Annotated in this window: 9 protein-coding genes; 7 read left to right on the top strand and 2 right to left on the bottom strand. The window is 61.1% G+C overall.

All coding sequences use genetic code 11. The features are described from left to right. Window positions 1-226 precede the first annotated feature (226 nt). A complete protein-coding gene (locus AB5Z05_RS09350) occupies window positions 227-1150 on the top strand; it encodes a DMT family transporter (RefSeq protein ID WP_213387101.1) in 924 nt (307 codons plus the stop codon). 161 nt (window positions 1151-1311) lie between these two features. Continuing rightward, a complete protein-coding gene (locus AB5Z05_RS09345; protein WP_005360785.1) occupies window positions 1312-2397 on the top strand; it encodes a calcium/sodium antiporter in 1086 nt (361 codons plus the stop codon). Window positions 2398-2516: 119 nt separating this feature from the next. Here AB5Z05_RS09345 and yqeB read toward each other — a convergent pair whose 3' ends face one another. Together yqeB and yqeC are read right to left on the bottom strand one after the other, a co-directional pair. After that, entirely contained in the window at window positions 2517-4109 is a 1593-nt protein-coding gene (gene yqeB / locus AB5Z05_RS09340) for a selenium-dependent molybdenum cofactor biosynthesis protein YqeB (protein ID WP_368151205.1), read from the bottom strand. Window positions 4110-4136: 27 nt separating this feature from the next. Further along, complete coding sequence (gene yqeC / locus AB5Z05_RS09335) at window positions 4137-4985, bottom strand: selenium cofactor biosynthesis protein YqeC (RefSeq protein ID WP_368151203.1); 849 nt, start codon at window positions 4983-4985, stop codon at window positions 4137-4139. On the opposite strand from yqeC, the gene mocA reads away from it, so the two are divergent. The 5 genes from mocA to AB5Z05_RS09310 all read left to right on the top strand — a co-directional run bounded on the left by mocA (window position 4984) and on the right by AB5Z05_RS09310 (window position 14174). Beyond that, window positions 4984-5634, top strand: a complete 651-nt coding sequence (gene mocA / locus AB5Z05_RS09330) for a molybdenum cofactor cytidylyltransferase (protein ID WP_368151201.1) — start codon at window positions 4984-4986, stop codon at window positions 5632-5634. The genes yqeC and mocA overlap by 2 nt on opposite strands. 319 nt (window positions 5635-5953) lie before the next feature. Beyond that, window positions 5954-9064, top strand: coding sequence for a putative selenate reductase subunit YgfK (ygfK, locus tag AB5Z05_RS09325; RefSeq protein WP_368151199.1), 3111 nt, complete (start codon window positions 5954-5956; stop codon window positions 9062-9064). A gap of 30 nt (window positions 9065-9094) precedes the next feature. Next, on the top strand, window positions 9095-10423 hold the full coding sequence (gene ssnA / locus AB5Z05_RS09320) for a putative aminohydrolase SsnA (protein WP_159163671.1): 1329 nt from the start codon (window positions 9095-9097) through the stop codon (window positions 10421-10423). Window positions 10424-10503: 80 nt separating this feature from the next. Next, window positions 10504-11280, top strand: a complete 777-nt coding sequence (gene ygfM / locus AB5Z05_RS09315; protein ID WP_368151197.1) for a molybdopterin-dependent oxidoreductase FAD-binding subunit — start codon at window positions 10504-10506, stop codon at window positions 11278-11280. After that, window positions 11277-14174 (top strand): molybdopterin-dependent oxidoreductase Mo/Fe-S-binding subunit, encoded by a 2898-nt coding sequence (locus AB5Z05_RS09310; RefSeq protein ID WP_368151195.1) that lies wholly within the window; start codon window positions 11277-11279, stop codon window positions 14172-14174. The genes ygfM and AB5Z05_RS09310 overlap by 4 nt, the downstream gene beginning before the upstream one ends. Window positions 14175-14194 lie beyond the last annotated feature (20 nt).

Below are 14194 nucleotides of genomic sequence, written 5' to 3'. Positions count from 1 at the left end.
TATTAGCATTTGCGTTTAATGATGGCAATCGATTTTACCAGGGGTCACATAAGGGAGGTATATAGCGTGTTGGTCGTTCGAGGCCCACCTTGGCAAGGTTCTTCGCCAACGCCCCTCTTCAGGGGGCGTGCACGTTTGGGCTGTCGGCCCCCACAAGAGTAAGATGGTTTATTTCGGGGCTGGTTAGCCCGGCATGCAGGCGCACAGGCGCCAAAAAGGCAGAGTAATGAGCACAAAGATCAATATGGCGGCGTTGGGGGGACTGGTCCTGCTCACCGCTATCTGGAGTTACAGCTGGATCGTGATGAAGCAGGTGATGCTCTACGCGGGGGCCTTCGAGTTCACCGCTCTGCGCTGCTTGTGTGGTTCATTGGTGTTGTTGCTGGTGCTGGCCTTGCGTGGCCGCCGTTACCTCAAACCTACCCCGTTTCGTTATACCTTGGCCATCGCCCTGTTCCAGACCTGCGGCATGGTGGGGCTGGCCCAGTGGGCCCTTATCAGCGGCGGGGCGGGCAAGGTGGCCATTTTGAGTTACACCATGCCGTTCTGGGTGGTGATCTTCGCGGCGCTCTTTCTCGGCGAGCGGATGCGCAAGCTGCACTATCTGGCGGTCGGGGTGGCGGCCTGCGGGTTGCTGCTGGTGATCCAGCCCTGGTTGCTGCATCTTGAATCCCTCAAGAGTGCCCTCTTGGCAATCCTCTCCGGCATCTGTTGGGGGATCAGCGCCATCATCGCCAAGCGGATGTATGCCCGCCACCCTTCGGTGGATTTGATGTCCCTCACCACCTGGCAGATGATCTACGCCACCCTGGTGATGGCCGTGGTGGCGGCGCTGGTGCCGGAGCGCCCCATCGACTGGCAGCCCTATGTGATGGGGGCGCTGGCCTATAGTGCCATCTTCGCCACCGCCATCGCCTGGAGTCTCTGGCTCTTCGTGCTGAAAAAACTGCCAGCTGGGATTGCCAGCCTCAGCACTCTGGCGGTGCCGGTGACCGGCGTGCTGCTCTCCTGGTGGCTGCTCGGCGAAAATCCGGGGCCGGTGGAGGGGAGCGGCATCGCCCTTATCGTACTGGCGTTGTTGGTGATTAGCCGCAAGGGCAAGCGCTCCGTGGTATCGGTGGCGGGGGAGACCCGCATCAAGCACGGTTGAGGGGGGACTGGGCTGCCAGTGGCACAATAAACAGCACTCAAAAGAGCCTGCGACAGGGGACCAGCCCCTAGTTACAATGGCGTGGTCTGACTGTGCTTGGAGCACAGGTATCTGATTTATTGTGATTATTTCAACGAACCTAACGGCAAGGATGAGACCGTATGATGACGCTGGTGTGGTTGGCTGTAGGCCTGGTGTGTCTGGTGGTGGGGGCCGAATCTCTTGTGCGGGGCGCATCTCGCCTCGCCACCATGATGGGGATATCGCCACTGGTGGTGGGATTGACCATAGTGGCCTTTGGGACCAGTGCTCCCGAGCTGGCGGTGAGCATCCAGTCTGGCCTCGAGGGGCAGGCAGGGATAGCGGTGGGGAACGTGGTCGGCAGCAATATTTTCAACGTGCTGTTTATTTTAGGTATTTCGGCACTGATCGTACCGTTGACCGTCTCCCAGCAACTGGTACGTCTCGACGTTCCCTTGATGATAGTGGTCTCTTTTCTGGTGTTGTTGCTGGGCTACGATGGCCGTATTGCGCCACTGGAAGGGGCGCTGCTGTTTGCCGGCATCATCGCCTACACCGGGTTTCTCTTTGTCCAGAGTCGACGGGAAAACAAAGCGGTGCAGGCGGAGTACGAGCAGGAGTTTGGTACCCGTGAAGCGAGTACGGCGGGCAACTGGTTGCGCAATCTGCTCTTTATTGCCGCAGGTCTGGGTCTGCTGATCCTCGGCTCCCGCCTGCTGGTTGGCAGTGCAGTGGAGATTGCCCACTACTTCGGGGTGAGCGATCTGATCATCGGCTTGACCATAGTGGCGGCCGGTACCTCCTTGCCCGAAGTGGTGACCTCCATCGTCGCAGCCCTGCGCGGGGAGCGGGATATCGCGGTGGGGAACGTGGTGGGCAGCAATATCTTCAATATCCTCTGCGTGCTGGGGCTCACCTCCATCGTCACTCCCGGTGGGCTTGAAGTGTCGGCCACCGCCCTTCAGTTCGATATTCCGGTAATGATTGCGGTGGCGCTTGCCTGCCTGCCCATCTTCTTTACCGGTTACACCATCGCCCGCTGGGAAGGGGCGCTGTTTCTGGCCTACTACATCGGCTACACCTGCTGGCTGATCCTCCACGCTACATCCAGTCCGCTGCAAGGTCAGTTCAGCGCAGCACTAACCGGTTTTGTATTGCCGCTCACCGCCATCACTCTGGTTGTGCTGGCGGTGCGGGCCTGGCGATTGCAACGAACCCGGTCGTGATGCAGGTTCCCCTGATGTAAAGGAGCTGCATCAACCGACAGGCGGAAAAAAGCCCCACCATCATGGTGGGGCTTTTGCTTGGTGCTGAACTTGGTGCTGAAGAGGGACGCGAAGAGCCGTTATCGGCGCTGGGCTAGATGCATCATGGCTTCCAGCACGGCGCCGCCGATGGCGCGTGCCTTGTCTGATACCGTAGTGGCGTCGGCCCGCTCGCCTCTGGGGTCGATGTCACCGATCTTGAAGCCGACGGTGACCTCGATGCCATCGCTGAGCAGACCCCGCACCATGCCGGAGAGCGGCGCGATAATGGGGGCGTCCCCCACGTGGGCGATCACATCCCCCTCCTGCACCAGATCGCCGAGTTTGATCAGGCTTTTCATCACCCCGGCGACAGGGGCGCGCACCACCCGGCGGGCGGAGTGCCCCTCGATCACCCCGGGAATGCCGGTATTGGGCTGGGCGGGGCCCTGATAGATGACCCGGCCCAGATGATGACCGCGGTTGGTCTCGATCACCGCATCGCAGTCGCGCCCCGCCTCAAACCCCGGGCCAAGGGCCACCGTAATGGGTGCCATCTCCTTGTGGGTGCCGAGATTCTGCTTGGCGAGGATGGCATCCACCAGATAGCGGGGCTTGAGCTCGGCGAGGGTGGCGCAGTCGGGGTCGACCAGTAGCGGAATGACGCCCCGATCCAGCTGCTCGAACGCCTGTTCGACGCTCTCGACCCGCTTGGCACGCACTCCCTCGACCCTTGTTTCGCCGTCGAACATCCCCTGAGCGAAGGCGACGGTGCGGCGGATCACCGTGGGCTTGTCGAGATCCAGCATCACCACCTTGAAGCCGGCATTGTGCAGGCGCAGCGCCACCCCGGTGGCGATATCGCCGGAGCCGCGCATCACCACCAGCTGATCCCGCTTGAGGCGCACATCATCCTGCATTAGCCCACCCGATTTGCCGTTTTTCACCTGCAACAACTCGGCGAGAATGCTGATGGCGATCTCCTCGGGGGTCTCGGCGCCGATGTTGTAGCCGATGGGGGCGTGCAGCTGCTGCAGTTGCTCCTGGCTCACGCCTTGCTGGCGCAGCGCCTGGGTGAAGGTCTGCACCTTGCGCTTGCTGGCGAGCAGCCCCAGATAGGCGAGGGGACGGCTGATGAGCCGATCCAGCGCCTCCTTGTCCTGATGGTTGGTGGCGATGATGACGAAGTTGGCGGGCTCGATGGCCAGCGTCTCAATCACCGCGCTGATGGTATCGGCCTGTTTGAGGTGAGTGCCGGTTGGGAAGTGATCGGGGTTGAGGCTCCCCTCGAAGCAATCCCCTACATGGACATCAAAGCCGAGCGGCGCCGCGGCATGGGCCACAGCCCGGTTGACGTGACCGGCACCAATGAGCACCAGCCGAGGGCGCAGGCCATAGACATCGATATAGACCGACATGGCGCCACCACAGTCCGACCCGACCGCATGTTCGCCGTTGCGGGCCATCCGGCCGTGGAAGATGCGGGGCTTGCGCTCGGCAATGGCCGCCACGGCCTCTTCGATCACCAGCCGCTCGATCATGCCGCCGCCGATGGTACCGAGGATCTGGCCATCGGCCATCACCAGCATCTGGGCCTGATGGCGCGGGGTGGAGCCCCGGCTCTCGATGATCTGGGCCATGGCAAACGGAGTGTTCTCCTGTTCCAGTCGGGCTGCGTGTGCAAACAGATTCATAAGGTACCTCTTCTTATCCTTAAACCATCATGGGCGAGGCGGCGGTGCCTCATCCTGAGCGAAGTAACCGAGTGCGAGGCGAATGGGTTGTGGTTCGCGAACCGCCCCCTGCCAGATGGCGTGGAGCTCGGGGTGGCGGCTATGCAGCTTTATCAATTCAGCCAGCCACGACGCCTCATTTTGATAATCCCCATTGATAAACCAGATCCGGCGCGCCCTGGCCGGGGTGCCTTTGAACAGCCCCTCGGGGTGGGAGAGCAGCTGGTGAAACAGGGCCCAGTCGAGGGGGTCACCGGCCTCTATCCCGCACAGGGCCTGAAGCTCTGCCCAGCGGTGGATCTGCTGCGGGTCGGCCTTGGCCCCCACCATGACGCCGCCCGTCAGGGCGATCACCCAATCACTGTGCTGAGGAATGCAAGGTTCGTGCAAAGCGGGCACTTTCAATAACTTGTGATGGGCGCCATCCGCTTCGACCAGGATGAGATCGAAGCGCTGCTGTCCTTTAAGCAGGTCGATTTGGCGCAGATCCGGCCCTGCAACCTTGCCGGTGCGCTCGTCGAGATGGCTGAACAGGGCAACCAGGGTCGGGCCATCCGGCAGGGCCTGACAGCGGGTAAGTTGACGAACGGGATCCGTCTCGATAATCAATTCCCGATAGTGTGACGGGGCTGGCAGAAACATCCGGGTGGTGGTGGTAATTAGCACCCTTTTACCCTGCTTATAAAAATATTCCGCCAGCCAGAACAGGGTGCTGGTTTTTCCGCCGGCACCACAAAGGCTAATTAGCGTGGTATGGTTGTCACTATTTTCAAGCAGTGGATTTAAAAGCGAACCAATATCCGGAAACGCGTGAATAACAGAGTGTGGCAAGGACATGGCAATGACCGAAATAAATAGCGAGGTGAATGAAAAGGTGCAGGCTCGGGGGCGTGAACAGTGTGACTGTATAATTACCGCAGCAGGTTTGTCATCCCGCATGGGGGCATGGAAAATGATGCTACCTTATGGCTCGGGGACAATTCTTGATGCAAGTCTCAAAAATGCCCTGGCCTTCTGCTCCCGGATTATTTTGGTCGTGGGTCATCGCGGGGCCGAACTCGCTGCCTGTTATGGGAATCGCCCCGACATTCTCATCGTCCATAACCCTGACTATGAGTTGGGGCTGGGCAGTTCCATCCGCTGCGCTCTGGCGGCCAGCGATGCTGACTACCTCTTTATCAGCCACGGGGACCTGCCCTGTATCCCGTGCGAGGTCTATCAGCAGTTGTGGCAGGCGCGGGGAGAGCTCGCCCTGTTCCCGAGCTTTGAGGGGGAGGCGGGCCACCCGGTCTTGCTGCCAAAATCCCTCGCAAGGGCGCTGGCTGCTGCGCCGGCACAGGGCTCGGTGCGCCGCTGGTTGCACGGGCATCAGCACCGTATGGTGCCAGTTGACAGCCCCGCCATCCTGTTTGATGTGGATACCCCGGAGCGCTATCAGGCGCTGCTGGGTGGCATTCTTGAAAATGAGAGCGAGCCCACGAAATAACCCAGTTTAAAAAGATAACGGGGAGATAAATTGCGTATCAAAGTGATATTTCTCGCACTTGATCTGATAGGGCGAGTTCTTTTTGAACTGCTCATCAAGTAAATTCCAGAGTAATTGATAACTACTCGCAATACCCATAATGGTGGCATCGTAAATTCTCTCCATTAATTGGAGCTGTCTCACGCTTTTACCGTAAAAAATAGTTTTGTAACTGTAGTGGCCTGATTGTTGCTCTTCTCCTTGCCAAGGGGGAACACCCGTGCGGGATACCCCATTTATTCATGCTGCCAATGGGCAGAATAGCTGCAAGGAGATAGCCATGGGCGATATTATGCGACCCGTTCCGTTCAAGAACCTGCTGACCCGTATTTTCGCGGAATATAAAGAGAGTCAGAGCATTTTTGGTATTCCCGCCGCGCAATTCTATCGCAAGCAGGACGAGCGCAAGATCAAGGTGTTCGGTGAAACCTGCGAAACCCCCATTGGCCCGGCAGCCGGCCCCCATACCCAATTGGCCCAAAACATCGTCACCTCCTGGCTGACTGGCGGACGCTTTATCGAGCTCAAGACGGTGCAGATCCTGGACCGTCTCGAACTGGAAAAGCCCTGCATCGACGCCGAAGACGAGTGCTTCAACACCGAGTGGTCTACCGAGTTCACCTTGCCCAAGGCGTTTGACGAGTATCTGAAGGCCTGGTTTGCCCTCTATCTGCTGGAGGAGGTGTTCGACCCGCGTCTTGAGGGGGAGGCCAAGTCCTTTATCTTCAACATGAGCGTGGGTTACAACCTCGATGGCATCAAACAGCCACCGATGCAGCAGTTCATCCACAGCCTGATGGATGCAAGCCAAAGTCCGAAATTTGCCGAGTACCAGCAGGTGCTGCGCGAGCTGGTGGCCGACGAGCAGTTTATCGCCGAGCTGGGACTGGGGACGCGGCGCGATCGCCTACAACAGCTGGTGGAGCGCATCCCGGCCGAGCTGGTGCACGGCGTCACCCTCTCCACCATGCACGGTTGCCCGCCGAACGAAATTGAGGCCATCTGCCGCTACATGCTGGAAGAGAAGGGGCTCAACACCTTCGTCAAACTCAACCCGACCCTGCTGGGCTATCCGCGGGTGCGCGAGATCCTCGATACCTGCGGCTTTGATTACATTGGGCTGAGCGAAGAGTCGTTCGATCACGACCTCAAGCTGGATCAGGCCAAGGCGATGCTGACCCGTCTGATGGCGCTGGGAGCCGAGAAGGGGCTCACCTTCGGGGTCAAGCTCACCAACACTCTCGGCACCATCAACCGCAAAGGGGCGCTGCCGGGGGATGAGATGTATATGTCCGGCCGGGCGCTGTTCCCCCTCTCCATCAACGTGGCGGCCGTGCTGTCCCGTGCCTTCGATGGCAAGCTGCCCATCTCCTATTCGGGCGGCGCCAGCAAGTTCAACATCGCCGAGATCTTCGAGACCGGTATCCGTCCCATCACCATGGCCACCGACCTGCTGAAACCGGGCGGCTACCTGCGTCAGATCGAGTGCCTCAAAGAGATCGACGCCTCTGACAGCTGGGGCATGAGTCAGGTGGATGTGGCCAAGCTGGAAGCGCTTGCCACCAAGGCGCTCACCATGGATTACACCCAGAAGGAGTGGAAGTCCGACGATCATATCGAAGTGGGTGGCGGCCTGCCGCTGACCGACTGCTACGTGGCGCCCTGCGTCACCGCCTGCGCCGTGCATCAGGATATCCCCGAGTACATTCGTCTGATGGGCGAGGGAGAGTATGTGGCAGCCCTTGAGCTGATTTATCAGCGCAACGCCTTGCCCGCCATCACCGGCCATATCTGCGATCACCAGTGCCAGTACAACTGTACCCGTCTCGATTACGACAGCGCGCTCAATATCCGTGAGCTGAAAAAAGTGGCGCTGGAGCGCGGCTGGGAAGGGTACAAGGCCCGCTGGCACAAACCGGCAGGCAGTGGTGACAAGCACCCGGTCGCGGTGATTGGCGCCGGCCCGGCTGGTCTCTCCGCCGGTTACTTCCTGGCCCGCGCCGGTCATCCGGTCACCGTGTTCGAGCGCGAAGCGGATGCCGGTGGTGTGGTTAAACACATCATCCCCGAGTTCCGCATTCCGGCCGAACTTATCCAGCATGACATCGACTTTGTTGCCGCCCACGGGGTCAAGTTCGAGTTTGGCTGCGATCCGGCGCTCACCGTCGACAAGCTGCATGCCCGGGGCTTTAGCTATGTTTTCGTCGGCATCGGCGCCGACAAGAATGGCGGCATGCGCCTCGAGGGGGGTCACGAGCGGATTTACAAATCCTTCCACTTCCTGCGCAGCTTCAATCAGGGCAAACCGCTGCCGCTGGGCCGCCATGTAGCGGTGATCGGTGCCGGCAACACCGCCATGGACTGTGCCCGCGCTGCCCTCAAGGTGCCCGGTGTCAGCGATGTGACCGTGATCTACCGCCGCAGCGAAAAAGAGATGCCTGCCTATCGCGAGGAGTATCTGGAAGCGGTGGAGGATGGGGTGCGTTTCTGCTTCCTCACCAATCCGGAGCGTTTTGACAAAGATGGCAAGCTCACCGTGCGGATGATGGCGCTGGGGGATCCTGACGAGCAGGGCCGCCGCCGTCCGGTGCCCACCGAGCAGACCGAAGTGATGCAGATGGATGCCCTGATCACCGCCATTGGCGAGCAGCCTGATTGCGAAGTATTGAAAGCGATGGGCATTCCTCTTGGCAGCGATGGCTGGCCCGAGGTGGATGGCCAGACCGGCGAAACCAGCCGTCGCAACGTCTTCCTCATCGGTGACGTGCAGAGCGGCCCGTCCTCCATCGTCGGTGCCATCGGTGGTGCCCGCCGCGCCGCGGATCTGGTGCTCTCTCGCGAGCATATCGCCAGCCAGCAGAGTGAAGTGACCATCCAGCCGTCGGGCAAGGATGAGATCTACCGCCGCAAGGGGAGCATCGCCGTCACCATGGTTGACAAGAGCGAGCGCGATGCCTTCGTGGCGCAAGAGGCGCACCGTTGCCTCGAGTGCAACTACCTCTGCAGCAAGTGCGTGGATGTCTGCCCCAACCGGGCCAACGTCGCCATTGCGGTGCCGGGCTTCAAAGACCAGTTCCAGACCCTGCACCTGGATGCCTACTGCAACGAATGTGGCAACTGCGCCCAGTTCTGCCCGTGGCAGGGCAAGCCCTATCAGGACAAGGTCACCATCTTCAGCCTGCCCGAGGACTTCGACAACAGCCGCAACCCCGGTTTCTATCTGGCTGACGGTGGCGAACTGCGGGTGCGTCAGGATGGCGAGACCTATCGCCTGACCATAGACGCCCAGAGCCGGATCAAGGATGCGCCAGCGGCCCTTGGCGACATGTGCCGCATCATCAGCCATGTCCACGCTCATCACCACTACCTGCTGGGGGCCGTCGAGGCCTGAGCGAACCACGAATAAGCGAAGGAGCAAACCATGTTTATTCTGAAAAACGTCACCGCCGTCCAGCTGGAGCCGACCCGGGTACTGGAAGGGGTGGATATCGCCATCGAAGGCACCCTTATCAAAGCGGTAGGGCCCAATCTGCGGGCCCTCTACCCGGAGGCCAACTATCGGGAGATGGGGGGCAAGCTGGTGATGCCGGGCATCGTCTGTGCCCACAACCACTTCTACTCCGGCCTGTCGCGGGGGATCATGGCCAATATCGCCCCTTGCCCGGACTTTATCTCCACCCTGAAAAACCTCTGGTGGCGGCTCGATCGGGCGCTCGATGAGGAGTCCCTCTACTACAGCGGCCTCATCTGCTCGCTGGAAGCGATCAAGAGCGGCTGCAGCGCGGTGATCGACCACCACGCTTCGCCCAACTTCATCAAGGGCTCCCTGAATGTGTTGCGCAAAGGGTTTATGGAGGCGGGCCTGCGCGGCATGACCTGCTTCGAGACCACGGATCGCAATAGCGGCCTCGCCGAACTGCAGGCCGGGGTGGAGGAGAACATCCTGTTCGCCCAACAGATCGATGCGGCCAAGGCCAAGGGGAGCGAACCCTATCTGGTGGAGGCTCATATCGGCGCCCACGCCCCCTTCACCGTGCCCGACGAGGGGCTGGCCATGCTGCGCGAAGCGGTGCAGGTCACCGGTCGTGGTCTGCATATCCATGTGGCGGAAGATCGCTACGACATGGCCCACGGCCACCACCACTATGGCAAGGAGCCCATTGCCCGGCTGGACGAGTTTGGCCTGATCGACAGCAAGACCCTGATCGCCCACGGCATTTACCTGAGCCCGGCTGACATCGAGCTAATCAACAGTCGCGATGCCTTCCTGGTGCACAACGCCCGATCCAACATGAACAACCACGTGGGCTACAACATGCACCTGCCGGAGTATCGCAATCTGGCGCTTGGCACCGATGGTATCGGCTCCGACATGCTCGAAGAGCTCAAGTTCGCCTACTTCAAGCATAAGGATGCCGGTGGCGCCCTGTGGCCCGACAGCTTTGCCCGCTTCCTGTGGAACGGCAACACCCTGCTGGAGCGCAACTTCGGCGCCAAATTTGGCCGCCTGGAGCCGGGATACAAGGCCGACCTCACCATTTGCGACTACGACGCACCGACCCCGCTGGCGCCGCGCAACCTCGGTGGCCATCTCGCCTTCGGCATGGGATCGAACAGCGTCAACAGCGTGATGGTGGAGGGGCGCATGGTTTATCAGGACCGCGAGTTCCCGTTCGATGTCGCGCCCATTTACGAGCAGGCCAGCGAGGTGGCGAGCCGCCTGTGGCAACGGATGGATCAGCTGGCCTAAGGCCACCTTCCACAGTTTTGGACCGGATTGCCCGCCCTGTGGATCTCCCCGGCGGCGGGCAGCAAGAGTAAGGACGACACATGATTGAGCAATTCTTCCGACCCGAGCAACTGGGTCAGGCTTTGGAACTCAAGGCCAGCTTCGGCAACGACGCCGTCTACATGGGGGGCGGCAGCAAGCTTAACGCCGCCCCGACCCGCACCGACAAGAAGGTCGCCATCTCGCTGGACAAGCTCGGACTTGGCCAGATTGAGCAGCAGCACGGTCAACTCCACATCGGCGCCACCGTCACCCTGCAAGCACTCAAAGATGACCCCCGTACCCCGGCCGCCCTGTGCGAGGCGCTGGGGTTTGTCTACTCCCGCCATCTGCGCAATCAGGCCACCATTGGCGGCGAAATTGCCTGCCAGCAGCAGGACTCCCCGCTGTTGCCGGTACTGTTGGTGCTCGAAGCCGTGGTAGTGCTGGAGAACAACCAGTTGCAACCCATCGATGCCTATCTGGCGGGCCAGCGCAAGGAGCTGGTGTTGGGGGTGGTGCTGCCGGAGCCCGCGCTGCGCTGCGCCACTCGCCGCATCAGCCGTAACGCCGACGGTCTGGCGGTAATGACCGCCGCTGTGGCCCTCGATGCCCTTGGCGAGATGCGGGTCGCCGTTGCTGGCGTTACGCCGCAGCCGATGCGCTTGCGTGATGTGGAGCGCCGCGATCTGCACGATGCCGCGCTGGAGGCGGCCGTGAGCGAGCTGGTTGCACCGCGCGAGGATCTCGGCGGCAGCGTGACCTACAAGCGCTATATCAGCGGGGTAGTGGTGGCGGATCTGCTGGTCGAGTGCCAGCAGCAGGAGGTACAGGCATGATGGAACTCAACTTTACCCTGAACGGTGCCCTGCGCACCGTCATCTGCAAGGCCGGTGACAATGCCCAGCGGGTGCTGTTCAACCAGTGCCGGATGCACTCGGTGCGCAACAGCGACGACGGCTTCGGCTTCGCCGGCTCCGACGCCATTCTCTTCAATGGCAAGGTGATCAACGCCTCCCTGCTGATCGCCGCCCAGCTGGATGGATCAGAGGTGCGCACCGCCGAGTCGCTCGGCAGCTGGAACCAGCTCAGTCTGGTGCAGCAGGCGATGGTGGATGTGGGTGTGGTGCAGTCCGGCTACAACGATCCGGCCGCCGCGCTCATCGTCACCGACCTGCTTGATCGCCATCCCAAGCCCACCCGTGATCAAATCGACGATGCCCTCTCGGGCCTTTTTCACCGCGATGGCGGTTATCAGCAGTTCTATCAGGCCATCGAGCTCGCTTGCTCACGGATGAAGGATCCCGATTACCTGTGCCAGATCGCCCCCGAGTTTCGCGACGATTTGCGCCATATCGGTAAGAGCTGCCCAAAAGTGGACGCCGCCAAGATGGTGCAGGCCAAGCCCTGTTATGTGGAGGATCGGGTTACTGAAGATGCGTTGATCATCAAGATGCTGCGCAGCCCCCATCCCCATGCGGTGATCACCAAACTCGATGTGAGCCGCGCCGAGGCGCTGCCGGGCGTCGTGCATGTCATCACCCACCTCAACTGCCCGGATGTGTTTTACACCCCGGGTGGTCAGAGTGCTCCCGAGCCGTCCCCCCTCGATCGCCGTATGTTCAGCCGCAAGGTGCGCCACGTAGGTGACAGGGTCGCCGCCGTGGTGGCCGAGAGTGAAGCTGTCGCTCTGGCGGCGCTCAAACTCATCGAGGTCGAGTATCAAGTGCTGCCAGCGGTCATGAATATCGATGAGGCGATGGCTCCCAACGCACCGCTGGTACACGACGAGCCCATTGTCTACATGGCCGGTGCGCCTGCGGATCTCGAGCAGCAGAACGCCTGCTCGGTGCGTCGCGGCGACGAGCACATGATCATCAACTTCCCCATCGGCTCCCGCCCGCACGAGAACCTGGCCGCCAGCGTCCATGGCCAGATCGGTGATGTGGCCAAAGGCTTTGCCGAGGCGGACGAGATAGTCGAACGCACCTACGAATCGACCCAGGCCCAGCAGTGCCCGACCGAGCCGCACATCTGCTTCACCTATATGGATGGTGATCGTCTGGTCATTCACGCTTCCACCCAGGTGCCGTGGCACGTGCGCCGTCAGGTGGCGCGCATCGTCGGCATGAAGCAGCACCAAGTGCATGTGATCAAGGAGCGGGTAGGGGGCGGCTTTGGCTCCAAGCAGGACATCCTGCTGGAAGAGGTGTGCGCCTGGGCGACCAAGGTGACCGGCCGTCCCGTTACCTTCCGCTACACCCGTGAAGAGGAGTTCATCAGCAACACCTCCCGCCACGTGGCCAAGGTGAAGGTGAAAGTGGGGGCCAAGAAGGATGGCACCATCACCGCCATTGAGATGGATTTTCGCGCCAACACCGGTCCTTACGGCAACCACTCATTGACGGTGCCAAGCAACGGCCCGGCGCTCTCCCTGCCGCTCTATCCGTGCGACAACGTGCGCTTTACCGTCAACACCTACTACAGCAACATCTGCCCGACCGGCGCGTATCAGGGTTATGGCGCGCCCAAGGGCAACTTCGCGCTGACCATGGCCATTGCCGAACTTGCCGAGAAACTGGGCATCGATCAGCTCGACATGGTGGAGCACAACCGGGTGCATGAAGGGGACATCCTCAAGGTGCTGGGTGCCATCGGCGAGGGCAAGATGCCCACCTCGGTGCCCCATGCGGCCAGCTGCGCCCTCGAACCCATCCTCAAACAGGGTCGCGAACTTATCCAGTGGGATAGCCCCAAACCCGCCGATGGGGATTGGCGCATCGGTCGTGGCGTCGCCATCATCATGCAAAAATCGGGGATCCCGGATATCGATCAGGCCAACTGCATGGTCAAGCTGGAGTCTGACGGCACCTTTATCGTCCACTCCGGTGGCGCCGATATCGGCACCGGCCTCGATACCGTGGTGGCCAAGCTGACCGCTGAAGTGCTGCATTGCCCGCTCGGGGATGTGCATGTCATCTCCGGCGACACCGACCACGCCCTGTTCGACAAGGGGGCTTATGCCTCGTCAGGTACCTGCTTCTCCGGCAACGCGGCCAAGAAGGCGGCCGAGAACCTCAAGGAGAAGATCCTGTTCCATGGTGCCGCCATGCTGGGCGAGCCGGTAACCGATGTTGAGCTGGCGTTCCCGGGCGTGGTGCGCGGCAAGCTGGGGGAGGTGAGCCTTGCCAAGCTGGCCCACAAGGCCGAGACCGGTACCGGCTTCGGCATTCTGGTGGGCACCGCCAGTTACATCACCTCTGAGCTTGCCTTCCCGTACGGGGCCAACTTCGCCGAGGTGGCGGTCAACGTCAGAACCGGCGAGATCCGGCTCGACAAGTTCTACGCCCTGCTCGACTGCGGCACCCCCATCAACCCAGAACTGGCGCTCGGCCAGATCTACGGGGCGACCATGCGGGCCATCGGCCACTCATTGACCGAGGAGATCTGTTACGACGGCAAGGGCATTCCGCTCACCCGGGATCTGAAGAGCTATGGTGCACCCAAGATTGGCGACATTCCGCGCGACTTCCGGGCCTTCCTGGTACCGAGTGATGACAAGGTTGGCCCCTACGGCGCCAAGTCCATCTCGGAGATCGGGGTGAACGGGGCCGCGCCCGCCATTGCCACCGCCATCCACGATGCCTGCGGTGTCTGGCTGCGCAAGTGGCACTTCACGCCGGAGCAGATCCTGCGCGAACTGGGCAAGCTGGAGCAAAAAGTGTCGGCATAACAAAAGAAAAGGTGAGGGGC

Source organism: Aeromonas sp. R2-4, from assembly GCF_040908365.1.
Lineage (GTDB): Bacteria > Pseudomonadota > Gammaproteobacteria > Enterobacterales > Aeromonadaceae > Aeromonas > Aeromonas veronii.
This window is presented reverse-complemented; position numbering and strand designations above follow the sequence as displayed.